23 protein-coding genes are annotated in these 23538 nt (G+C 38.4%); 20 read left to right on the forward strand and 3 right to left on the reverse strand.

Annotated elements, in window-relative coordinates:
• Positions 1-34: 34 nt before the first annotated feature.
• The 10 genes from WKT03_RS01905 (at position 35) to WKT03_RS01950 (ending at position 9219) form a co-directional block, all read left to right on the forward strand.
• On the forward strand, positions 35-925 hold the full coding sequence (locus WKT03_RS01905; RefSeq protein WP_340390833.1) for a hypothetical protein: 891 nt from the start codon (positions 35-37) through the stop codon (positions 923-925).
• 330 nt (positions 926-1255) lie between these two features.
• A complete protein-coding gene (locus tag WKT03_RS01910; RefSeq protein WP_117808522.1) occupies positions 1256-2542 on the forward strand; it encodes an aminotransferase class I/II-fold pyridoxal phosphate-dependent enzyme in 1287 nt (428 codons plus the stop codon).
• A 200-nt stretch (positions 2543-2742) separates the two neighbouring features.
• Positions 2743-3465, forward strand: a complete 723-nt coding sequence (locus WKT03_RS01915; protein ID WP_340390834.1) for a LytR/AlgR family response regulator transcription factor — start codon at positions 2743-2745, stop codon at positions 3463-3465.
• A 1-nt stretch (position 3466) separates the two neighbouring features.
• Entirely contained in the window at positions 3467-4768 is a 1302-nt protein-coding gene (locus tag WKT03_RS01920) for a GHKL domain-containing protein (protein ID WP_340390835.1), read from the forward strand.
• A 149-nt stretch (positions 4769-4917) separates the two neighbouring features.
• Complete coding sequence (locus WKT03_RS01925; RefSeq protein WP_340390836.1) at positions 4918-5508, forward strand: accessory gene regulator B family protein; 591 nt, start codon at positions 4918-4920, stop codon at positions 5506-5508.
• Positions 5498-5632, forward strand: coding sequence for a cyclic lactone autoinducer peptide (locus WKT03_RS01930; RefSeq protein ID WP_021944434.1), 135 nt, complete (start codon positions 5498-5500; stop codon positions 5630-5632). The genes WKT03_RS01925 and WKT03_RS01930 overlap by 11 nt, the downstream gene beginning before the upstream one ends.
• Before the next feature lie 34 nt (positions 5633-5666).
• Positions 5667-6098, forward strand: coding sequence for a hypothetical protein (locus WKT03_RS01935; protein WP_117784662.1), 432 nt, complete (start codon positions 5667-5669; stop codon positions 6096-6098).
• Between the two features lie 200 nt (positions 6099-6298).
• Entirely contained in the window at positions 6299-7294 is a 996-nt protein-coding gene (locus tag WKT03_RS01940) for an ABC transporter permease (protein WP_181985681.1), read from the forward strand.
• A 6-nt stretch (positions 7295-7300) separates the two neighbouring features.
• Complete coding sequence (locus tag WKT03_RS01945; RefSeq protein ID WP_117784664.1) at positions 7301-8533, forward strand: ABC transporter permease; 1233 nt, start codon at positions 7301-7303, stop codon at positions 8531-8533.
• 23 nt (positions 8534-8556) lie between these two features.
• Positions 8557-9219: an ABC transporter ATP-binding protein gene (locus WKT03_RS01950; protein ID WP_340390837.1), complete on the forward strand. Its 663-nt coding sequence runs from the start codon at positions 8557-8559 to the stop codon at positions 9217-9219.
• 151 nt (positions 9220-9370) lie between these two features.
• On the opposite strand, the gene WKT03_RS01955 is transcribed toward WKT03_RS01950, so the two are convergent.
• A complete protein-coding gene (locus tag WKT03_RS01955; RefSeq protein ID WP_021944128.1) occupies positions 9371-10297 on the reverse strand; it encodes a tyrosine-type recombinase/integrase in 927 nt (308 codons plus the stop codon).
• A 284-nt stretch (positions 10298-10581) separates the two neighbouring features.
• Between WKT03_RS01955 and WKT03_RS01960 the strand changes: the two genes are divergently transcribed.
• From WKT03_RS01960 to WKT03_RS02005, 10 genes are all read left to right on the forward strand, one after another.
• Positions 10582-11442, forward strand: coding sequence for a hypothetical protein (locus WKT03_RS01960; RefSeq protein ID WP_340390838.1), 861 nt, complete (start codon positions 10582-10584; stop codon positions 11440-11442).
• Between the two features lie 156 nt (positions 11443-11598).
• Positions 11599-12444 (forward strand): patatin-like phospholipase family protein, encoded by an 846-nt coding sequence (locus tag WKT03_RS01965; protein ID WP_118663426.1) that lies wholly within the window; start codon positions 11599-11601, stop codon positions 12442-12444.
• A gap of 117 nt (positions 12445-12561) precedes the next feature.
• Positions 12562-14016 (forward strand): MATE family efflux transporter, encoded by a 1455-nt coding sequence (locus WKT03_RS01970; protein ID WP_340390839.1) that lies wholly within the window; start codon positions 12562-12564, stop codon positions 14014-14016.
• Between the two features lie 159 nt (positions 14017-14175).
• Positions 14176-14826, forward strand: coding sequence for a 3'-5' exonuclease (locus tag WKT03_RS01975; RefSeq protein ID WP_117784669.1), 651 nt, complete (start codon positions 14176-14178; stop codon positions 14824-14826).
• A gap of 79 nt (positions 14827-14905) precedes the next feature.
• The gene (locus tag WKT03_RS01980; RefSeq protein WP_021944004.1) at positions 14906-16159 is read left to right on the forward strand and encodes an AI-2E family transporter; all 1254 of its coding nucleotides are present in this window, start codon (positions 14906-14908) and stop codon (positions 16157-16159) included.
• A gap of 72 nt (positions 16160-16231) precedes the next feature.
• Positions 16232-17539: an ATP-binding protein gene (locus WKT03_RS01985; protein WP_008400495.1), complete on the forward strand. Its 1308-nt coding sequence runs from the start codon at positions 16232-16234 to the stop codon at positions 17537-17539.
• 6 nt (positions 17540-17545) lie between these two features.
• Positions 17546-18190 carry an endonuclease III gene (gene nth, locus WKT03_RS01990; RefSeq protein ID WP_008400494.1) on the forward strand — a complete coding sequence of 215 codons (645 nt, stop codon included), beginning with the start codon at positions 17546-17548 and terminating at the stop codon, positions 18188-18190.
• Positions 18191-18488: 298 nt separating this feature from the next.
• Positions 18489-19433 (forward strand): AIR synthase family protein, encoded by a 945-nt coding sequence (locus WKT03_RS01995; RefSeq protein WP_117784671.1) that lies wholly within the window; start codon positions 18489-18491, stop codon positions 19431-19433.
• 18 nt (positions 19434-19451) lie between these two features.
• Positions 19452-19943, forward strand: coding sequence for a tRNA (uridine(34)/cytosine(34)/5-carboxymethylaminomethyluridine(34)-2'-O)-methyltransferase TrmL (gene trmL, locus WKT03_RS02000; RefSeq protein WP_117808535.1), 492 nt, complete (start codon positions 19452-19454; stop codon positions 19941-19943).
• 12 nt (positions 19944-19955) lie between these two features.
• Entirely contained in the window at positions 19956-21032 is a 1077-nt protein-coding gene (locus tag WKT03_RS02005) for a helix-turn-helix transcriptional regulator (protein WP_340390840.1), read from the forward strand.
• Between the two features lie 259 nt (positions 21033-21291).
• Here the strand turns inward: WKT03_RS02005 and WKT03_RS02010 are convergent, their stop codons facing one another.
• The gene (locus tag WKT03_RS02010) at positions 21292-22794 is read right to left on the reverse strand and encodes a HAMP domain-containing sensor histidine kinase (RefSeq protein WP_340390841.1); all 1503 of its coding nucleotides are present in this window, start codon (positions 22792-22794) and stop codon (positions 21292-21294) included.
• 2 nt (positions 22795-22796) lie between these two features.
• A complete protein-coding gene (locus tag WKT03_RS02015) occupies positions 22797-23513 on the reverse strand; it encodes a response regulator transcription factor (RefSeq protein WP_021943696.1) in 717 nt (238 codons plus the stop codon).
• Positions 23514-23538: the final 25 nt, after the last annotated feature.

Here is a 23538-nt window from a genome sequence, read left to right on the forward strand (position 1 = left end):
ATGAAATTTAGTCTGAATTATAAAGGAGAGTAACATGGACGAGAATATGAATGGAAATCAGCAAAATGGCATGAATGCCGGACAGCCGGATGGAGCAGCTCAGAATATGAATCCAAATCAGCAGGCATACGGCGGACAGCAGTATTATGATCCGAACCAGCAGGCATATGGCGGACAGCAGTATTATGATCCGAACCAGCAGGCATACGGCGGACAGCAGTATTATGATCCGAACCAGCAGGCATACGGCGGACAGCAGTATTATAATCCGAACCAGCAGGCATACGGCGGACAGCAGTATTATGATCCAAACCAGCAGGCATATGGTGGACAGTATGGACAGCAGCCACAGGGTAATAAGCCGGCAGGCAGCGGATTTGATAAAGTAAAGAATGCGATTGTGAATAATAAGAAGATCGTTATTATTGCGGCGGCAGCAGTTGTTGCATTGATTCTGATCTTTAACATTATCGGTGGAATTGCCAGCCACGGCAAACAGAGTCCAAAGGCAGTTATTAAGGCTTATGTAAATGCAGTAGAAAAGCAGAGCGGTAAGAAGATGTATAAGCTGATCGATAAGAAAATCATTAAATATATTAAGGATGAAAATGATATCGACAAAGAAGATATGATCGAACAGTTAGACGACGTTATGGAATATTCAGGCGAGGCTCTGGAGAATCAGGTTGGTAAAGTAAAGAGTATCAAGGTTAAGTTCAAGAAGATTAAGAAGTTAAAGGGCAGCAAGCTGGAAGATAAACAGGAAGATTATGAAGATGAATACGATATCAAGGTCAGCCAGGTTGCACGTGTAGAAGCTACCATTAAGGTAAAAGGCAAAGATGATGATGTCGAAGAAGATATCACAATGTATGTATATAAGCGAGCTGGAAAGTGGTATCTGGATTTTAGTTCCATATACTAAGATGAAAGCTTGTAAAAGTATCAATTCGTAAATACATATAAGATGGCACCGGTTGGAGAGAGAGTCTGACCGGTGTTATTTTGTTTGCATATTACTTAATGAAAACAAGTCATACATGAAAATAATGGAGAAAAATACGATTTTTGCAGAAAAAACAGAATAAAATAAAGAAAATTCAATAAAATAGTTGATATTTGAAACGAAATAGACAAGAACTTTCAATTATAGGCTTGCCTTTTTTGAAAAATGTTTTAAAATAGCTAATAGGAATTTTACAGGACATAACTGATTTAACCGGAATAGAATAAGTGAAAGGCACAGGTATGTAGAATGAAGAAATACAAAGATATGAGTAAAGATGAATTATTGACTTTAAAAGCCGCTCTTTTGGAGGAGTATAAGGAAGAACAGGCAAAAGGTCTGAGTCTGAACATGGCAAGAGGTAAGCCTGGATTCTCACAGCTTGCATTGTCGATGGGAATGTTGGATGAGATCAATAGTTCTTCGGATATGAGAACTTTGTTAGGAAACGATACCAGAAACTATGGTGATCTGGATGGTATCGGTGAGTGCCGTCAGCTTATGGCAGATATGATGGAAGTTAAGAAGGAGAATATCATCGTATATGGTAACTCCAGCTTAAATGTAATGTATGATACAGTATCACGTTCCATGACACATGGTGTAAATGGTTCTACTCCATGGTGTAAGCTGGACAAGGTGAAGTTCCTTTGTCCTGTACCGGGATATGACAGACATTTCAAGATTACAGAATTCTTCGGAATCGAAATGATCAATATTCCTTTATTAGAGGATGGTCCGGACATGGATCTCGTAGAGAAATATGTAAATAACGATCCTGCGGTAAAGGGAATCTGGTGTGTACCAAAGTATTCAAATCCGACCGGAATTGTTTATTCAGATGAAGTTGTAAGACGCTTTGCAGCATTGAAGCCTGCAGCAGAAGACTTCAGAATCTTCTGGGATAACGCATACTGCATCCATCATTTATATAAGGACAAGCAGGCAGAGATCTTAAATATTATAGATGAGTGTGAGAAAGCCGGAAATCCGGATATGGTATACATGTTTGGTTCTACTTCCAAGATCACATTCCCTGGCTCCGGTGTAGCAGCAATTGCAACATCTCCAAGAAATGTTGAATTTATCAAGAAGCAGCTTACCGTTCAGACAATCGGACATGATAAGATCAACCAGCTTCGTCATACAAGATTCTTCAAGAATATCGATGGCATGAAGGCTCATATGGAGAAGCATGCAGATATCTTAAGACCAAAGTTTGAAGCAGTTCTGAATGAATTCGATAAGGAGCTTGCAGGACTTGAGATCGGTTCATGGGTTAGACCGGTTGGTGGATATTTCATTTCATTTGATGCATTAGAGGGCTGTGCAAAGAAGATCGTAGCAATGTGTAAGGATGCAGGAGTTGTTCTGACAGGCGCAGGTGCAACATATCCATATGGTAAAGATCCAAAAGACAGCAATATCCGTATCGCACCATCCTTCCCATCTGTTGAGGAGATGGAAGCAGCTTCAAAGATCTTTGTTCTTTGCGTAAAGCTGGTCAGCATCGACAAATATCTGGGTGAAGAATAAGTAATAAATAATCGAATAGAGGACATATAAAAGCAACATCAATATGTTAAAAATAAGATTATCAGAAGGTAGTCTTATGGCTGGCATGTTGATGTTGTTTTTTGTCGAATAAAAAGGCCAGACGATTGATTTATGGGTGAAAATCTTATATTATATTGTTTACAGACATAATGCATTATGCGAAAAAGAGGGGGCATATGATGAAGATTGCCATATGTGATGATGAAAAAGAATTCCGTGATCTGATACGGGTATATATAGAAGACTATCTGAATATAAAGGATATTCTATATACAATCGATACATTCATTTCCGGGGAGAAGTTTCTGAGTGAGACATCCCCTTCTGAGTATTCTATTATATTCCTTGATATAAATATGGAAGGCATGGATGGTATTACAACAGCAAAGAAAATCCGTGAGAGGGGAATTAACAGTTATATTGTATTTGTGACGGCATATATAGATTATTCTCTGGAGGGATATAAGGTTGGTGCTGTTCGTTACCTTTTAAAAAACGGATATAATCTGCAGGCAGCAATGGAAGAGTGTCTGGATGCCATTCTGGAGAAAAAAAGAGAGAACAATGCCAGAAAAAAGTTCCCATTTAAGGAAGGACAGACAGAGGTTCTTTTTGCTCAAATCCTTTATGTTGAAAGCAAATTACATAGATTGGAATTTCATATTCTGGAAAATGAAAAAATACGGATTTATACTATGTATGGAACAATGAATGAGCTGGAAGAAGAGCTGGAATTATATCATTTTGTCCGAGTTCATCAAAGCTATCTTGTAAATTTACAATATATCAGACAGGTGGCAAGATATAAAGTTACACTTTATGATGATGAGACACTTTCAATACCAAAAGTCCGATATAAAGAGGTTCAGGCAGTATTTGTAGCATATAAAGGAGAAATATAATATGTTTGAATGGATAAGTAGTCTGGCTCTTGTTATATTTGAAGTGATCTGCTGCGTGATGTTTTTTGAAAGCTTTTGTAAAGAACAGGGGAATTGGAAAAAATGGCATAAATATGTACTGATAGGAATACAGACAGCGGAGTTTTTTGCATGTGGAATGTTTTTATCACAGTGGATCATTATAAAACAGATTGTAGGTGTGCTTATGATAGTCATAAATATGTGTGTCTATTTTGGAATCAGCATACCGAAGTCCGGTATATTATCTGTATTATACACAAGTTTGGTCTGGGGAGCAGATTATCTGGTATACGCCGGAAATAGCATTATGTTTTCACGGGATGGGGAGGTACAGTCTGGATATGCACTTAAAGGAAACCTATTGGTTATATGCGCAAAACTTATATTGTTTGTATTTATTATACTGATTCGCAGACGGTTTCAGAATAAATCATCTGATATATTAAATGATGCAGAATGGGTCAAATTTCTAGCGTTCCCAATATTTACAATTTTAACTGTATCTGGAATGATTGCAGTATCTTCTGGAGTTAAGAATCAGATGCAGGAAAGGGTGATGTATCTGATTGCGTTCGGAATGGTCGTTATGAATATATTTGTGTATTATCTGATCAGTGATATTATGGAGCATGAAGCAAAGCTGCATGAAAAAGAAATACTTGAAATGCAGGAAAAAAATCAAGTTGAGTTGTATCATTCTATGCTGGAGCATTATGAACAACAAAAACGAAGGTCACACGAGTTCAAAAATCATATCTTGTGCATGGAGACGCTTGCGAGAGAGAAACAATATGATGAACTGGTAAAGTATTTGAATCAGATAAGTGAACAGATTGTAGATGGTGACAGACAGATCGATACAAATCATATCATTGTAAATGCGATATTGAATGCAAAATATAATGAGGCAATAAAGAAGAATATTCTTTTTATTTTGCGGGTAAATGACCTGTCAAAGCTTCAGATTCAAAATGATGATCTGGTTGTTTTGCTGGCAAATTTGCTGAATAATGCAATTGAGGCGTGTGAAAGCTGTAAAGAGAAACGACAGATTAAATTCCGTTTCACCAGAGAAAAGGATGGCACTACTATTCTATCTGTAAGAAATACATATAGCAGACCTCTTGTATTTCAACAGGATGAATTGAAAACCAGTAAAAAGGATCAGCCGGAGGAACATGGTGTAGGTGTGAAGAATATAATTAAGGTTGTTGAGAAGTACAACGGTTCCTATGTTATTCAACATGATACTGGTGAATTTTACATATCGATCATACTGTAATGAATGAATATAATCCGATATGGTTATCGCATATAGAGTGGTAACTATATCGGATTTTTCCGTTTTCTGCAATATTTGGTCGTTTTCTGCAATATGGGTTGTGGGCAGTATGGGAAAATTATATATTGAGGGTGGAGGAGGTGTAGAGTGTGGTTGCAAGGTTTGCAGAGCATCTGGTAGATCAGTTTGAAAAAGAGAAATTAATGGATCATACGATGAGAGAACATTACATTTATGCAGTGGTCTCAATAATTGAACGTTTTTTGACGGTGGGATCCATAATATGTCTGGGATTTATTCATAAAAATGTGGATTTAACAGTTCTCTTTATGATCTTCTTTTTTTCCTTACGAAAAAGAACTGGAGGATATCATGCAAAGCATTATTGGCAATGTTATATTATGACAATAATTGTGTACATGACAGTTATGTATTTGTGTCATCATGTGCAGGAAGTGTCCTGTTTGATATGGATTCTGCTCGGAATATCAGTTGTGGTTATCAGCGTTATAGGCACAGTAAATCATCCAAATCTTGATCTGGATGCAGAAGAAATGCAGATATCGCAGAAATCAGCCCGATATGTATTGCTGATAGAATGTGGAATTTTATGTATAGCATGGTATCTCCGTATAGATGATTCTTATGTATATTGTATGATGCTTGCAGTCATACTGTGCGGCTTTCTCATGATACTGGCAAAATTATTGAAACAGGAGGTGAAGAAGGATGAAGCATGATGTAAAGAAAAACATTCTGAAAGTTGCAGAAAAAATCGTAAATGCTGAGGTAAAAAAGAATAATGATACTACAGCCTGGTGTTTTGGATTTTTCCACCAGCCGAAAAGACCTAAGAAGATGTAGCAGATCAGAAATTGTATTATTGGGAGGTGTTTTTATGAAAAAGAGTAGTTTAAAACGAAGAAGAAATATTTCAATTTTAGTGCTGGCATTAGTATTTACTTGTTTATTTAGTAGTATATCTTATGCAAGTGGAGCTGGTTCTGCAGCTAAATCAGGAACTTATTGTCAGGTTGCAGGAGCTTTTTCCCAGAGCAGTTCAAATAGTTCAAAGATATCTGGGCTAGCAAGTGTCAAAAATTTATATGCAGGTAAGGTATATACAACTTTAAGTGTAAGAATGTATGATACAAAAGGAAAACTACAGGATAGCAAATACTATAGCCGTGTATTATCAAGTAAAGGACAGTTACAAACCGATCTTATTCAGACAAATCGTTCTTATAAGGTTAAAGCGACAGGATCTGTATATAGAGGCCCTAGTGTATCATCTGGGCAGTTGGAATCAGTGACTATAACTATTAATTAAAATTGTACAGAATTAAAAAATGGGTAGGTGGTTTAATGTATTTTAAGTATACACTGAAAAATATAAAATCCTTTTTTATAAACAATTTTATAATTTTTATATTGCTTGTAATCAGTACAATTACATCAGCTATTGTCATTTTTTTCTCGTATGGCGTATATCAGAATTATAATACTATATTAAGTTATAAGGAAGATGACTTGTCTGATGATTATATAGGGATTAACTATGTAAATACCGGTTCTGAATATGTTACAAAAAGGGACTTATTAAACTGCCTGTCTGAAATTGATGATATAAGTAATGAATTGCGGGAACAGATTATACAATATGATGTAGAAGGAATAATTGATAATAATTCCTATGAATTTAAGTTTTTATACTGTGATGGAAAATTTAAAGTAGCAGAGGAATTTAAGGAAAATCTTAAAAAATATGATAATTTGACAGAAGGAACTTACTGGTCTGATTATGAGGAAGCAAATGGCATATGCGTTGCTCTTATTTCTGATCCGGCTGTATTTGGAGAGATTTCAGCATTGGATTCGATTAAGTATGTCAACCAGCTTAAAATTGGTGGAAAAATATATGACATAATTGGTAAACAGGCTTGGAATGAAAAAGGGGCTATGTTTCCTTTCTCAACGGTAGCAGATGAACAGCTTCTGACAAGTACATTAATTTCTTTTAATTCTGCGGTTTCAGTAAAGACCTATAATCAAATAAGAGATGTTTTCAATAATTATATGGGGGATAAAGCAGTTTTTGAAGAAATTAGAACTATTGATAAAGATACATATTATACTTATAAAACAGTTATTTTGATATCGGTATTTATCGCATTAATAGCCGCAATAAACTTTATGATTTTATATAGATATATTATGTCAACAAGAAAAAGGACAACTGCAATTTTTAGAATTTTGGGATTGACCCCTGCTAAATTGAATTTTATGAATATGAGCGAGTGTATAATTCTAATTGTTCCGTTTTTTATTTTAGGTATGGTGTTGTACCAGACAGTATTTTTGCCACGTTTACATACCTATTTTGTATATATGCAGGATGCATATACCCCGTTTGTTTATTTCCTTTTGTTTGTAATATTTATTAGTGTTTCGCTTATTGTTATTGGTATCATGCTATTGGTAATGAGCAGAAAAAGAATTCTTGAATTAATAAAGGACAGGGGGTAGGGGCAAATGTTAAAAATCGGTTTTTATGAACTAAAAAATAATATATGGATTAATATATTGATATGTATACAATTGGTTATCGTTTTTGTTCTTGCCATAGCAACTTCTTCAATTATTGTTTACCATTACAAATATTATAATAATTTCAGGGATTATTTTGAATCAGATGGATATTTGTATAATCTGGATTCTTTTTATCTGAATGACAATAATCTTATAGCCACAGATTCGAAAGATATAGAGAAATTGTTATCCAATGCTGATGTAGTTGCAAGTTATGAACCCGTGGTTAATTATTATGATAATAACGGGGACAGACTTGAATTTGTATCTATGGCGTATGATAGGGAAATAATTGACCGTCATACGCCTGAGTTATCGGAAGGAATATGGTTGAATTCAATTTCTGAAGATGCTGACTACATTGAGGCTGTTATTTCGCAAAATAACTATAATATAAAGGTTGGAGATACAATCTTTATGAATAATATTTTTTATGAATATCCTGAAAAACTAATAAAAATAAAGATTGTTGGTGTTTTAGAGGATAATGCAAGAATTGTAGGATATACAAAAAATACATATAGAAATAGTCGGGATTATAGTGATATATATTGTGATTATAGTTTGGATAATGAAGAAATTCCAATGTTGATAATGAGTGAAGAAAGTATAAAATGTTACCATGAGCAATATGAGGTAGAAGCGTTTGTAAAAGGTTGGGTCTTTGTAACATTTTCAGATAATATAACAGAAACTCAAATAATACAAAATGAAAAAATATTAGGAAATTATGCACAAATTATAACTAAAGAAGATTTAGAGGAGATTGCTATAAAAAGTCAGGTCAGACTTCGAGAAAAACTGATTGCTATATTTCCTATTTTTATTGGAGTTTTTGTTCTTACAATTATTAGTTCCTTGTGTTCAGGCGCTGTTTCAGTTAAAAAACAAATGAAAAATTATGCAATATACAGTATATGTGGAATGCCTTGGCAGCGATCTGCCAGTATATCCGTTATTGCTACCAGTATTTTGGCAATAATTTCATTTATTATAAGTATAGTGTGTATTTTTATAATAACAACTATTAATAAAGTGACAACAATAAATTTGGGAATCGTACAATTGGCGGTATGTGTAGGTGTTGCTTTAATTTATTGTATTATATCAGCTTTGTTGCCATCACTTATCATTAATGGAACAAGTATAAAGGAAATATTAAGGAATAATGAATAATTCATTTGAAAGGATGTAAGAAAGTGATTAAATTAATTGGTATTGAGAAAAGCTTTAACCCGGGTAAGTCAAATGAACTTCATGTTTTAAAGGGAATATCAACAGAAGTAAAGGATGGAGAACTTGTTGCTATTGTGGGAAAGTCAGGGGCAGGTAAATCTACGCTGTTACACATAATAGCCTGTATAGATAGCTATGACAGTGGTGAATATTATATTGATGATCTTCTTATTAAAAATATGAGTGAAAAAAAATTAGCGAATATAAGAAATGAGAAAATCGGAATTGTAATGCAGGATTTTTCATTGGTTGAGGATTTCACAGTTTTGGAAAATATAATGATTCCGCTTGACTTTGCAAAAAATAAGCGTCCAAACGCAAAAGAGTTAGCAAAAGAAGTATTAAAGCAAGTAAATATGGAAAACTTTGCAAAAGAAAAAGTTAGAAATCTATCAGGCGGGGAAAAACAGCGAATTGCAATTGCGCGTGCTATTATTAATAATCCTAGCTTAATTCTGGCAGATGAACCTACTGGTTCGTTGGATTCAGCCAATACTGAAGCGATAATGGATCTTTTCTTTTCTCTAAATAAACAAGGTAAAACAATTATTATTGTTACGCATGATAAAGAATTAGCGGAAAAATGTCATAGAATAATTGAAATTTCAGATGGTCAAATTATATAGGATTTTAAGTTAAAAATTTATCTTGTAGAGATAATCTGGAAGAAAGGTAAAAAGATGGTGTGGAATATACCAGCTTCAAAAGTTAGATTTGAAAATCTAATATTGAAGTTTGATATATTCTGCATCATTTTTTTGATATATACTATATGGCTTATAGTATGAACTGATTTCTAGGATGTCTGGTTGCCAGAATATTACGTTGTTTGGCGACAGCTACATGAGTATATATTTCGGTTATTGTGATCGAACTGTGACCAAGCATTTCTTGTATATATCGAATATCCACATCTGCATCCAAAAGGCTGGTTGCAAATGTATGCCGAAACATATGTGGTGTAATATGCATATCAATAGATGCAAGTTCTGTGTATTTATTTATCATACGCCGCACAGCCTGATCGGATAAGGGGTTTGCAGCCTGATTAACAAAGAAAGAATCGCAGGCGAGTATTTCTTTTTGAAAAGTTATCTTATATTTTTTCAAAATACAAAGCACAGATTCATTTCCAATCTGGATGCGGCGTTCCTTTGATCCCTTTCCATAGATTAGAATTGTTCCGTCTTGCAGATCAATGGAATCATTGTGAAGAGAGCAAAGCTCGGAGATTCGAATACCCGTTGCAAAGAGTAGTTCCAGTACGGCAGTATCTCTTAATGCATTTTTTCGTTGATATTCTGTTGGAGCCAGTGTTTGCTGTCTGTGTGCTACAGACAGAAGCGTTTCGACAGTAGCTAATGGGATTGTTTTTGGTAAAATAATAGGTTCGCGAAAACGCAGTTGAAGCTTATCGAATGGATTTTGAGGCAGAAAATCCTTATATAACAGGTAATGAAAAAAGGCTTTTAATGAAGCAATTTTCCGTTTTACCGTTCTTGGTTTATATTGTTCGTGAAGACCTGCAACATATTCCTCTAAAAGATCGGGAGTGATATCTGTGATGTCAGAAGGAATTTGTGCATGTGCAAATTGTGCCAGATCAATCCGGTATGCTTTTAATGTTTTCTCATCCAGTCGTTTCTGGTTCTTACAGTAGGTGAGATAGTTTTGAATGTGTGTAGATAAAAGAGTCGTAGTCATTTGTATCTGTTCTCCTTAAAATTATTTATTAGATGCACTTCAAGATAGATCCGATATAAGTCCGGTATGGATCTTACCAAGGTTATTTTGCTGTGCATAGAATCTCCGTAGCAGGGTTCTGCCTTGTCTAGTATATATTCTGGAATTTATAAAATGGAAGGATACAATCGAAAAATAAGAGAAATTTGGTCATTTTCTGCAATATATGGTCGTTTTATGCAAAACGGTTGATTTTGCATGGGATTGGGGATAGATTGGAGGGGAGGAAAAGGAGAAATTTAATTATGAAAAATGTATTGATTGATAATTGGTTCTTGGAAAATATTGCATTTAAGTATAATGATCAATTACAATTATTTTCGAGTCAAGAATTTTTAAATATTTTAGAAGCAATTCTATTATGGGATAATGTATATTATCCAGAGAATGAATATTCACATTTTTGGCAGTATTTGATAGGAGATACAGATTTGCGTAATTATATAACAGGATGTGGTTATACAGATGAATTTTCAAATATTGCACAGGAAGTGTATAATGGAAAAATATTTACAGGATATTCGAGAAATACGGTTTGTGGGGCTATAGAATATAGTTTATTAGCGGCAGAAAAAGGTTTTGACTATTTGCCATGTTCTCAAAGAAGTAGATTTATTAAAAACGAAAATTTAACAAGAAATTTATTTAATATTATCGGAGATCAGAATTTAATTAAAAAAAACAAGTATTTTGATCTGTTAGATGAATCAATTAAGGAATATTATAAGGATTTTAATAAAAGCATGAAAGAGAATGTTTATGAAATGAAATTTCCAGTTTTTACTAAATATATTTTAAAAGCAAAGCCTAGTGATATTTCATTTTATGAATTTGTTTCAAACTTAAAGAAAAGACTGTGTGTAAAAGAGTATTTAAAATATATTGAAAATATTGAAAAAGAAATGGAACAAGGTAAGTTTATTAATTGTCAAAGGTTTAAAAATGATATAAATGAATTGGTTGATGAAATTACTAAGAAAAATCCTGAATTAATAATGGCTGTAAAAGGACAGATGAAACCAGAATTTAATATTAATTATAATTTATTGAATATTAGAAAGTTGCATTTTTGTTTCATTAAAGAGATAATTAAAGAGGTAATTTAAATAATGCAATTAATAAAAAATGGATGATAACTTTTTATTATCTATCATCCTATTTTTATCTTCCATCAGCTCAAATTCTCCTTGCCAAAATCCAGATTTGCGTTATCATAGTAAAACAAAAGACAGCAAATTTGTTTGAAAGGAAGTTGAAGATATATGACAAAGACAGGATTGGTTTTAGAAGGCGGTGGCATGCGTGGCATCTATACTGCCGGCGTACTGGATGTATTTTTAGATCATAATATTACAGTGGATGGCGTGATCGGCGTATCGGCGGGAGCTATTCATGGAGCATCTTTCGTATCCAAGCAGCGTGGAAGAAATATTGCATATAGCTTGGAATACCGAAACAATAAGGAATATATGAGTTTGAAGTCATTGCTGAAAACGGGAAATTTATTTGGCGTTGATTTTTGTTATGATCGACTGCCGAATGAATTATACAAATTCGACTATGATGCATTCGAGGAGAATCCAACGAGATTTTATGTATGTTGTACGAATGTAGAGACCGGACAGCCGGAGTATCTGGAATGTACGGATCTTCGAAAGGATATGGACAAGCTACGTGCATCAGCATCACTTCCGATCGTGTCACAGATCGTAGAAGTAGATGGCAAGAAGTTATTGGATGGCGGAACGGCAGACAGCATTCCAATCTTCCAGTTCCGGAGAATGGGATATCGAAAAGATATCGTAGTTTTGACCAGACCGGAAGGTTATGTCAAGGAAGAAGACAGCATGTTGAAGCTGGAAGCAATCCGGTATAAGGAATATCCAGAGTATGTGAAACGAATAGCCATGCGGCATTTGTATTATAATAAGACATTGGAGAAGCTGGCTGAACTGGAACAGAAGGGCGAGGTTCTTATTATCCGTCCGAGTGTACAGATTGACATATCAAGAACGGAAAAGGATGATAAGAAGATTCAGGCAATGTACGATCTGGGCGTATATGATGCACAGAATAAGATCGAGGAAGTTGTTGAATTTCTGAAATAATGCATCATATCCGGATAATATAAAAGATTGTTATGATTTTGGTATCAAAGTTTGGATAGATACAGAAAGATTTATTTGTCAGTTTCTTACTACGGCTATAAGGCAGGAAGACTGCATATGAAAAAAGATAATATCTCAAATAAAGCTGACAATACAAAGGATAAGGCACAGGAGAATCATGTGAAAATGACACAGACTCCTGTGCTTTCTCTTATTCTGCGGCTGTCCTGTTCGACCGTTGTCAGTATGCTTGCCGGAACGACATACAATATCGTGGATATGTATTTTGTTTCAGATCTTGGAACCAGTGCAGTGGCGGCAGTTGGCATTTTGTTTTCGGTGCTTGCGATGATACAGGCAGTAGGTTATACATTTGGGATGGGAGCAGGCAGCAGGATATCCAGGTTCTTAGGGGAGCAGAAAGAGAAGGAGGCGGGCAGAGATGCGTCTGCTGCTGTCCTGATGGCTCTTATGGCCGGCTTGATACTGATGGCGGCCGGCTTTCTGTGGCAGAAACCATTGGTTCGTTTTCTGGGATCAACGGATACGATCGAGACATTTGCATTAGACTATGGATTCTGGATCCTGCTTATAGCTCCGGTCATGTGTGTGTCGTATGTACTCAACAATGTTCTGCGGGCGGAGGGAATGCCTGTATGGGCATTGGTTGGAATTGGAAGTGGTGCTGTCTTAAATGCAGTCTTAGATCCGATTTTGGTGTCAGGTTTGGAACTTGGAATCCGCGGAGCGGGAATCGCGACATTTTGTGGACAGAGTGTAAGCCTTGCTATTATGCTGATCGTAATGCTGAGCGGGAAAAGCGTGATCGGATTAAACAAGGCAGATTCAAACTATAAACCGACGGGAATACGGGTCAAAATTGAGAAGATAAAGAGAGAGGACAAACAGAGGTTTCAGGCATTCCGACAGACAGCCATCGATATTACGAGAACCGGAATCCCATCCTTTTTCCGTCAGGGGCTGGTCTGTGTGGCAACGATCCTGTTGAACCGGGCGGCGAGAGAATATGGGGATGATGTGGTTGCTGCAATATCGGTATCGAATAAAGTATTTGCCATATTATTTGCAGTCATGGTCGGATATGGGCAGGGCTTTGCACCGGTGGCCGGTTATAATTATGGAGCAAAGAAGAATGATAGAGTAAGAAAAGCGATCATATTTACGATTCTAAGTCAGGTCATTGCATCGGCTGTTACAGGTATTCTTGTGTGGATATTTGCATCCTCGATTATCTCATTATTTGGGGAAAATGCGGCACTTGAGCTGGGAGTTCTTTCTCTTCGGATGCACGCGGTATCATTGCCATTTATGGCGGTGTGTCTGGTCAGCGGTATGTTATTTCAGGCAATAGGGGAGATCGGAAAAGCCATTCTCATATCCTCCACCAGACAGGGAATCTTTTTCCTGCCATTGATCTGGCTTCTTCCTATGTATTTTCAGGAAAATGGTGTAGCGGTAACGCAGGGAATCTCGGATATCCTGTCTGGGATATTCTCATTGCCGTTTATACTTGTGGCGATTCATATGTGTAAAAAAACAGGTAGAAAATAGCTACATTTTTTAACAGGGCATTTACAGGAAATCTCCATCAAGAAAAAGATAGACATTTTTGACCGTGAATGGTATGCTTTAAGGTAAGATTGTGACGGTGGAAGCCATGTTCGACAGGTGGCTTTCATCCGGAAGACAGCTGTAGGAAGGTTGTGACACATGGAGTATATATTTGTGGATTTTGAGATGAATCAGATCGATAATTCTCATCCCGATGAATTAAAAATTTGCAAAAATGAAATAATTGAAATAGGAGCTGTTAAGCTGGACGATACATATAAGGAGATTGATTCATTCAAGACTTATGTAAAGCCGGGAATTACGCCTGTGACATCCAGAATAACAAATCTTACCGGGATCACAAATGAGATGGTAGACGATGCACCGGATTTTGCGATTGCGATGGATCGGTTCATTGCATGGGGCTTAAGCGCGGATGTGATCTATGCATGGAGTGAGAATGATCTGCGGCAGTTTAACCGGGAACGCAAGTTAAAATCCTACAATAACCCGGATGCACAGAAGCTTGCATCCAAATGGAAGGATTTCCAGAAGGAATTTGCACGTATGCTTGGAACCAGAAGAAGACTGGCACTGTCAGATGCGGTATTCTATCTGGGAGAAGATTTTCAGGGAAAAGAGCATGATGCATTGTGGGATGCCAGAAATACAGCAGAAGTATTCGTTCTTTCAAAGAACAGGGAGAAGTTTGAGAAGATCATGGCTCCGATTATGAATGCTTATAAACCAAAAGAGAATATGACCTATTCCATAGGAGATGTATTTGGAAACATCAATCTGCCGGAATAAATGGTCTTGGCATGATTGAGCAGACACGTTCTATGTGCCTGCTCAAAAAAATGTAAAAAGAAAGCAGAGGAAATTGAATTTGGAACTGAATAATTCGAATATGAAAAAGCTTATAAAACTGATCATTATAACTGTATTAGTCGTATTTTGCGTATTTCGTTTTGATAAAATCTATGCCTGCGGTACATGGATCATCGGGTTGCTTATGCCGTTCGTGATTGGATTTGCGATTGCGTTCATTCTGAATGTGCCGATGAAGGGATTTGAAAATCTGTTATTCCGAAATGAAAAAAGTAGATGGTATCGGTTCCGGAGACCGGTCTGTATGGTGCTTTCCCTTATCTGCGTCGTTCTGGTGATTGCTTTTGTGATCACGATGCTGATACCGGAGGTCAGCCGGACAATTACAGCGATCGGACAGCAGTTTCCGTCTACGATGGAGGCAATTAAGAATTGGGCGGTGAATCTGGCAGCGGGATATCCGGATATCGTTGACCGGATCATGGAGATTGATATTGCATGGGATAAGGTGAGTGAGAGTGCGATCAATCTGATAAAGAATGGAAGCGGAAGCCTGTTGTCATCAACATTTAATTTTGCAACCTCCGTTGTCAGCGGTATAGTCGATTTTGTGGTTGGATTATTTTTTGCAATCTATATTCTGGCACAGAAGGAGAACTTGAAGCGTCAGACAAAGGGTCTGATATATGCGTTATTTAAAGAGAAAACAGCAGATAAGATTATCAAGACCTGCGTTATGGCAGATGAGACATTTGCAAATTTCATAACCGGACAGTGCCTGGAGGCATGTATTCTGGGCTTGATGTTCTTTGTATCCATGAGCGTCCTTAGTATTCCATATGCACTGACGGTCAGTGTTACGATTGTGGTAACGGCATTGATTCCGGTCTTTGGTGCATTTATTGGATGTGGTGTTGGTGCATTTCTCATTCTGGTTGACGATCCGAAAAAGGTACTGGTATTTTTGATCCTGTTTATCATACTGCAGCAGGTCGAGGGAAATCTGATCTATCCGCATGTGGTAGGCGGTTCCGTCGGACTTCCATCTATATGGGTGTTGGTTGCAGTTATCATTGGCGGAGATCTGATGGGAATTCTCGGTATGTTGATATTTGTACCGTTATCCTCTGTCTTATATGCACTGGTGAAGGAATTCGTACTTATGAGATTGCGGGAAAAGGGAGTCGCCTGGGAAAAGTATGGAGAACCTTACGCTTCGTCAGATGATGGCTGGAGGGAGAAACCCCGGAAGCGGCAGCAGAGACGACAGTCCAGACGCATGAAAGAGAAAAGAAGCAAGGAAAATGCCTGAGAGAAACGAGCTGGATAAAACAGGGCAAATGCCTGTTTATATAGACAAATGAAGAAAGAAGGATAATTTAAGATGTACAGAGATATAGCGAAATTAGTATTATATAGAAATCTGGGTGAGAACAGTATTCTGATGAAGCTGTCCGGGATATTTGAGGATTTTGACCGCGGAGACTGTCCGAATGCGGAGCTGGTTGCAAGGATCTACGACCAGATCAAGCGGTTGCTGGATCTTGCTACCGATTATGGATTTGACACAAATCTGTGGCACAATTATCTGGCATTTATTCTTATCACAAATGAGAATTCATTCTCTATGACGAGTGAAAAAGTGGGTGCCAATGACGGAACCGTTAATTATTTTGCAAAAAATGATTTCAAGATCTTCAAGAAGCTGTTTGATTTTGATTTCTCTGAGATCGAGGAAGCGTTGGATATTGACTGCTTCACGATCGTGAATAATTATAAAGCCATCGGCAAGAAAGAACGTATGTATAATAAGAATGTCAGCACAAAGGTACAGGATATCAGCCGTGCGATCGAAGGGGCAAAGGATGAAAATGATATCTTCAAGATCGTGACGGATTTCTATAAGGCATATGGTGTTGGAATGTTCGGACTGAACAAGGCATTCCGTATCGTTCATCCGACAAATGGAGATATGCAGTTTGTTCCGATCAATAACACAGAGGATGTTCGTCTGGATGATCTGATCGGATATGAGATCCAGAAACAGAAGATCGTGGAGAATACAGAAGCCTTTGTTGCAGGACGTAAGGCAAATAATGCGCTGTTATTTGGTGACAGCGGAACCGGAAAGTCAACAACGATCAAGGCGATCATAAATGAATATTACGATCAGGGACTTCGTATGATCGAGATCTATAAGCATCAGTTTCAGGATCTGTCTCAGGTTATTTCCCAGATCAAGAACCGTAACTATCGATTCATCATTTACATGGATGATCTGTCCTTTGAGGAGTTTGAGACAGAATACAAATATCTGAAGGCAGTCATCGAAGGTGGCCTGGAGATCAAGCCGGATAATGTTCTGATCTATGCGACCTCGAACCGTCGTCATCTGATCCGTGAAACATGGACAGATCGTACCGATCTTGAGAATAACAATGGTATGCACAAGAGCGATACGATGCAGGAGAAGCTGTCACTGGTCAATCGTTTTGGTGTTACGATCAATTACAGCAAGCCATCACAGAAGGAATATTTCCAGATCGTTGTAGGTCTGGCAGAGAAGAACGGCATCCATATGACAGAGGAAGAACTGTGTGCGGAAGCAAACAAATGGGAGCTGTCGCATGGTGGAATCTCCGGTCGTACAGCCCAGCAGTTTATCAACTATCTGGCAGGAAAACAGGAGTAATGCAGCATGACAAAAAAAGAAAAGCAGCAGGTCGCTGAGATCTGTCGGATCTTGAATGAGACATATGGAACAGATTACAAGTGTTATCTGAATCATGAAAATGCATGGCAGCTTCTGATCGCAACGATGCTGTCGGCACAATGTACAGATGCCAGAGTAAACATCGTAACAAAAGATCTGTTCGTGAAATATCCGACCTTGCAGGCATTTGCCGATGCAGATATCAAGGAACTGGAAAAGGATATTTACTCGACCGGATTTTATAAGAATAAAGCGAAGAATATAATTGGCTGTGCAAAGAAGCTCATCAGTGAATATGGCGGAGAAGTGCCGAGTGATATCGAGAGCCTGACGAAATTAGACGGTGTTGGAAGAAAAACTGCAAATGTGATCCGTGGCAATATCTACCACGAGCCAAGTATCGTCGTTGATACACATGTAAAACGTATTTCCAGGCTGCTTGGGCTGACAGATAGTGATGATCCGGTGAAGATCGAGCATGAGCTTATGGAAAAGCTTCCAAAGGAACAGTGGATCTTATATAATATTCAGATCATTACACTTGGAAGAACGATCTGTATCGCCAGACGACCAAAATGTGCCGAATGCGCGCTGAACCGTGTGTGCCCATCGGCAAATGTAACGGAATAAGCAGTTGGCAGAATCTGGCACAAATGCTAAATTGCTATAAAATAATGCTATTATATCTGGACAAAGTGAAAATTCAGCGTTAATCTATACATGATGTCGCTGCATAAGACGGGAAAAGGTCTGATGTGGGGCGGATAATATCAGAAAATTATAAGTTTAAAATATAAAGGAGAAATGGGAAATGATCAATTTAAGCAGTTCAAAGGGTAAAAAGGTAGCATCTGCAATTATAGTTGGAATCCTGGTAGCAGCTATGGTAATCGGTATGCTTGCATATGCATTCTAAAAGGTATCAGGGATGAATAAAGAAAAGTTTCGATTTATACAGCAGAAGCGGTCAATCTTAAGATCGTTGAATAAACAGGAACATTCTGACATAACACAAGCCGGCATAGGAGATGACTATAGCCGGCTTGTGTTGTTGGATAGTGAGCTTGCAGTAACGGAAGGACTCTGCCTTGCAAATGCACTGGGTACGGTGACTTCGGATGTTATCAAACAATATAATAAATTACGGCTTGGCGGGTATCAGCCATTTGCACTTACAGATACGGTCATGATGCCGGAAAATGATGAGAAGCGTATGAAAAAAATTCTGCGGGAGCTTTCTGATCTTGCGAAGGAGCTTCACATGGATGTTGTGTATGGAGATACCGCGATCAGCGGGATATTCAAGGAGCCTGCGGTAACTGTAACGATGTATGGACGAAAGATATCGCAGGGCGAGAAAAATGCAAAGATCAAGCCGGATATGGATATCGTTATGTGCGGACAGACCGGCATCCTCGGAACCCTGCTTCGGGTAAGGGAAAGAAAAGAAGAGCTTCTGACCAGATATTCTGAGGAATATCTTCGCACAGCAGAGCAATTTGACCGGTTATTACTTATGAAGGATCAGGGAGATATTGCGATGGCATGTGGCAGTATATATGCACGCCACATCTCAACAGAAGGAGTATATGGCGCATTATGGGAACTGGCAGAGGCTGGAAATGTCGGGCTTCGGATCAGCCATGACCATATACCGATCATGCAGGAAACCATTGAGATCTGTGAATTTACCGGGGATGATCCATACCGGATCGATGGATGCGGAGCGGCATTATTTGTCACGGCAGATGGTGGATTGTTAAGCGATCGTCTGTATGAAGCCGGATTTGAAGCTGCTGTGATCGGCAGAACAACAACCGGACATGACCGCGTGATCATCCACGATGGAGAGGAAAGCTTTTTGACACCATAAGAGCGAAGGGAGAAAAACATGTTAAATATCGTACTTCATGAGCCGGAGATGCCGGCAAATACAGGAAATATAGGACGTACCTGTGTGGCAGCAGGTGCAAGACTTCATTTGATCGAGCCTCTGGGCTTTCAGATCAACGAGAAGCAGTTAAAGCGTGCGGGTTTGGATTATTGGGACAAATTAGATGTAACGATCTATGATGATTTCAATGATTTCCTTGAAAAGAATCCGGGCGCAAAGATCTATATGGCAACGACCAAATCCAAACAGAAATATACAGATGTAAACTATGAGGAAGATGCCTATATCATGTTCGGAAAAGAGAGCGCGGGAATCCCGGAGGAAATTCTGTTAGACTATAAGGAAACAGCAGTCAGGATTCCGATGTTCCCAGAGATCCGTTCCCTGAATCTGGCAAATTCTGTAGCAATCGTGTTATATGAGGCACTCAGACAGCAGGGCTTCCCGGAGCTTGAGACGAAGGGACAGCTTCACCATTATGAGTGGTAAAAAGGAGTATTTATGAGTACATACATGGTAGATGGAAAGAAAATGATGAATATCTGTATCCTTGAGATTCTTCGGAAATACACGGATTCCGAACATACAATGGATCAGAAGGATATCATAAAGAAACTGGAAACCGAATATGGAATGAAGGTTGACCGGAAATCTGTCAAGAGCAATCTGATGAATCTGGTGGATTTTGGTTATAATCTGGAATGTACGGAGATTGAACGTGAAAATAAAAACGGAGAGACCGAGATCCTGACAAAGGACTGGTATTACAATCATGAATTTGATGATGCTGAGCTTAGAATGTTGATCGACAGTATTTTATTTTCAAAGACGATACCGAGAAATCAGGCACAGGAGCTGATCGAGAAGATCAAGGGGCTTTCGAATGTGTATTTCAGTGCGAAGGTACAGCATGTGTGCAATCTGCCGGGGTTATCACATACCGATAACCGTCAGACCATGTTAAATGTTGAGATGATCGATGATGCGATCAGTGAGGGCAAGAAGGTTGCATTTCTCTATAACACCTATGGTATCGATAAACAGCTTCATCCAAGAAAGGATACGAAGTATATCGTAAATCCATATCAGATGGTTGCAAATGAGGGCAAATATTATCTGATCTGCAATTATGATAAATATGACAATCTGTCGAATTACCGGATCGACCGTATGACGGAGATTGAGATATTAGATGAAAAGGTCAAGGATAAAAGTCTGGTAAAAGGGATGGAGCATGGACTGAATCTGCCACAGCATATGGCGGAACATCTCTACATGTTCAGTGATCCCGCAGCTACGATTGTATTAAAGGTTCAGAAAGGGAATATGGGTGATATTGTAGACTGGTTTGATAAGAACTTTGAAGTGTTGTCACCAAAATTTGTTCAGAACAATTATCCAGATAACTTTAATCCTGAGACAGATGCCAATAAGGCGTTTATCCGTGTGACCTGTAGCCAGAATGCCATGTTCCACTGGGCGATGCAGTACGGAACCAGCGTGGAAGTCATAGAGCCTGCAGATCTCCGTGAACGTATCCGTGATGCTGTAAATGAGATGGCAGGGAGATATAAATAATGCCTCCTATTAATGGAGACATTATGAGTAAGACATAAAATAAAGCCCCACCCGCTCTTGCCACTATGCTGGGTAGGAATTGAAACATCAGTGAAACTTTCGTTATGAGGTTTGCACTAGCTGTCAGCATCAAGCCCTTGTTTGAGCCTTATAAGGCGAGTTTGGGCGACTGCTGACAAATCAGCGTGCGAACCGAATAGAAAGTGTAGCGAGTTTCAACTCCTACCCAGCATAGTGGCAAGAGCGGGTGGGGCTTTGGTTAGTTCTTCTTAATACGGAACTTTCCGTTGGAGATATATTGTGTAGCGTCTTCTTTTTTCACATGCACAGCTTTGATCGGAACTTGCATTTCCTTCTGCATAGGGAGAGAGAAAATGAATTCACTTCCTTCGCCAACCTTACTGTTGAGGGTGATATTCTCACCATGCGCCTTGATGATCTCTTTTGTGATGGCAAGTCCGAGACCGGTTCCGGTCTTATCCTTTCCGCGGCTTGGATCCGTTTTATAGAAACGGTCAAATACTTTCTTGATCGATTCCGGTGGAATTCCGACACCTTCATCCTTGACACTGACAAAGATCTTATCGGATTTTTCTGTGACCTGAACTGTAATCTGTCTGCCTTCCGGGGTGAATTTGATCGCATTGTCAACCAGATTGTAGATAACCTGCTGGATTCTTGTACGATCTGCGTAGACAATGGTATTGTCGGTATGGAAGATTGCATGCAGATAAATGCCTTTGTCCTGACAACGACCTTCAAAGGTGTTGATCGTAGGAAGGATAATGCTCTTGATATCAAAATTCGACTTATCAAGCTGAAGGTCAAAGGAGTCGAAGTTGTTTAGTTCCAGAAGTCCCTGTGTCAGCTTGGTCAGACGTTTTGTCTCATTTAATACGATCTGTAGATATTTCTCATGCTTATCCGGTGGAATTGTTCCATCGATCATGGCTTCGATATATCCCTTGATCGAGGTCAGAGGAGAACGGAAGTCGTGGGATATATTGGAAATGAAAGACTTTCGGTATTCATTGGAACGACTCAGCTCGTCTGCCATTTCCTCCATATATCGTGCCAGTTCACCAAATTCATTATCGGTATGAACATCAATTCGCGCATTGAAATTTCCGGTGGCATATTGCTTGGAGGTTGCAATGATTTCACGGATTGGTTTTAATGTACTGTTCGTGATCAGCATTAAGGCGATCAGAGACAACACCACAATGACCAGAAATGGCATATAGGTGGATGCAAATGTTTTCTGCGCAATATCCTTGATAAACTGCAGTGACAAGTGAATGGACAGCAGTCCTGCATAGGATTTATCCTGATAAACAGGGGTGCTGAGGCTTAAGGTTTTTGTTGAAAAGCAGCCATTCAGTGTACCGGTTTTTACTGTCTGGGAATATATATCCGTCCGGTCATAAAAATCAGTGATCATCATATCTTTTGCAGCAGGACTTTCACTGTTTGAACAGTATATGATCTCACCATTTGCAGTAGAAAGCCAGATCTCTGCGTCCATATCAGCCGCATGTTCATCCAGTTTCTGATAAAACGTATCCTTATCGATCAGACCGTTCATATAATCCGTTACGGTGGTGCTGATGATAAGCTTGGATTCTGTTTTCAGATTTTGTTCTGTGTTGCTTAGCAGCTTTGACTGTGTCATATTGACGGTATACAGAGCAAGTACACTGAAGATTACAATGACCAGCAGGACAAAGCCGACAACAATCTTATCAAAAATCGTTTTTTTCATGGTTATTTAACCTCAAATTTGTAACCGATTCCCCATACTGTAAAAATGGACCAGTTATATTTATCGGTCAGTTTTTCACGCAGACGTTTGATGTGTACATCAACGGTACGGGTGTCACCGACATATTCGTAGCCCCATAATTTGTCCAGAAGTTGTTCTCTGGTAAATACCTGATTTGGACGGCTTGCAAGGAAATACAGCAGTTCCAGTTCTTTTGGCGGCATTTCCAGATTTTTGCCCTCTAATGTAACGGTATAATTTGAAATATTAACGACCAGATTATCATACTCAACATAGGTGCCGATATGATCGGCGTTTGTCGGATTATAGTTCTGGGAATTATCCGTCCGTGAGTTGCAGCGACGAAGCAATGCACCGACACGGGCAACCAGTTCGTTGGAATCGAAAGGTTTTACGATATAATCATCGGCACCGATCTTAAGTCCGAGCACCTTGTCAAATACCTCGCCTTTTGCGGATAACATGATGATCGGTACATTTGACTGCTTCCTGATCTCGGTACATACCTGATAGCCGTCCATGCCCGGGAGCATAACATCTAAGAGGATGAGATTTGGCATAAATTCGACAAATGCCTCCAGGGCAGAAGCTCCATCTGTGGCAATCTGTGTTTCATAACATTCTTTATTCAGATAAAGGGAGATCAGTTCGGCGATGTTTTCGTCATCGTCAACGATCAATATTTTTTCTTTGTCCATATAGTTCTCCTTGTTGATGTATATT

The sequence above is a fragment of the Coprococcus sp. HCN-4056 genome (assembly GCF_037892645.1).
Classification (GTDB): Bacteria; Bacillota; Clostridia; order Lachnospirales; family Lachnospiraceae; genus Coprococcus; species Coprococcus ammoniilyticus.

Excerpts from the sequence above, each read along its gene's own strand:
- WKT03_RS01905 (WP_340390833.1), top strand. The coding sequence starts at position 35 with ATGGACGAGAATATGAATGGAAATCAGCAAAATGGCATGAATGCCGGA.
- WKT03_RS01910 (WP_117808522.1), top strand. The coding sequence starts at position 1,256 with ATGAAGAAATACAAAGATATGAGTAAAGATGAATTATTGACTTTAAAA.
- WKT03_RS01915 (WP_340390834.1), top strand. The coding sequence starts at position 2,743 with ATGAAGATTGCCATATGTGATGATGAAAAAGAATTCCGTGATCTGATA.
- WKT03_RS01920 (WP_340390835.1), top strand. The coding sequence starts at position 3,467 with ATGTTTGAATGGATAAGTAGTCTGGCTCTTGTTATATTTGAAGTGATC.
- WKT03_RS01930 (WP_021944434.1), top strand. The coding sequence starts at position 5,498 with ATGAAGCATGATGTAAAGAAAAACATTCTGAAAGTTGCAGAAAAAATC.
- WKT03_RS01935 (WP_117784662.1), top strand. The coding sequence starts at position 5,667 with ATGAAAAAGAGTAGTTTAAAACGAAGAAGAAATATTTCAATTTTAGTG.
- WKT03_RS01945 (WP_117784664.1), top strand. The coding sequence starts at position 7,301 with ATGTTAAAAATCGGTTTTTATGAACTAAAAAATAATATATGGATTAAT.
- WKT03_RS01955 (WP_021944128.1), bottom strand. The coding sequence starts at position 10,297 with ATGACTACGACTCTTTTATCTACACACATTCAAAACTATCTCACCTAC.
- WKT03_RS01960 (WP_340390838.1), top strand. The coding sequence starts at position 10,582 with ATGAAAAATGTATTGATTGATAATTGGTTCTTGGAAAATATTGCATTT.
- WKT03_RS01965 (WP_118663426.1), top strand. The coding sequence starts at position 11,599 with ATGACAAAGACAGGATTGGTTTTAGAAGGCGGTGGCATGCGTGGCATC.
- WKT03_RS01970 (WP_340390839.1), top strand. The coding sequence starts at position 12,562 with ATGAAAAAAGATAATATCTCAAATAAAGCTGACAATACAAAGGATAAG.
- WKT03_RS01975 (WP_117784669.1), top strand. The coding sequence starts at position 14,176 with ATGGAGTATATATTTGTGGATTTTGAGATGAATCAGATCGATAATTCT.
- WKT03_RS01985 (WP_008400495.1), top strand. The coding sequence starts at position 16,232 with ATGTACAGAGATATAGCGAAATTAGTATTATATAGAAATCTGGGTGAG.
- nth (WP_008400494.1), top strand. The coding sequence starts at position 17,546 with ATGACAAAAAAAGAAAAGCAGCAGGTCGCTGAGATCTGTCGGATCTTG.
- WKT03_RS01995 (WP_117784671.1), top strand. The coding sequence starts at position 18,489 with ATGAATAAAGAAAAGTTTCGATTTATACAGCAGAAGCGGTCAATCTTA.
- trmL (WP_117808535.1), top strand. The coding sequence starts at position 19,452 with ATGTTAAATATCGTACTTCATGAGCCGGAGATGCCGGCAAATACAGGA.
- WKT03_RS02005 (WP_340390840.1), top strand. The coding sequence starts at position 19,956 with ATGAGTACATACATGGTAGATGGAAAGAAAATGATGAATATCTGTATC.
- WKT03_RS02010 (WP_340390841.1), bottom strand. The coding sequence starts at position 22,794 with ATGAAAAAAACGATTTTTGATAAGATTGTTGTCGGCTTTGTCCTGCTG.
- WKT03_RS02015 (WP_021943696.1), bottom strand. The coding sequence starts at position 23,513 with ATGGACAAAGAAAAAATATTGATCGTTGACGATGACGAAAACATCGCC.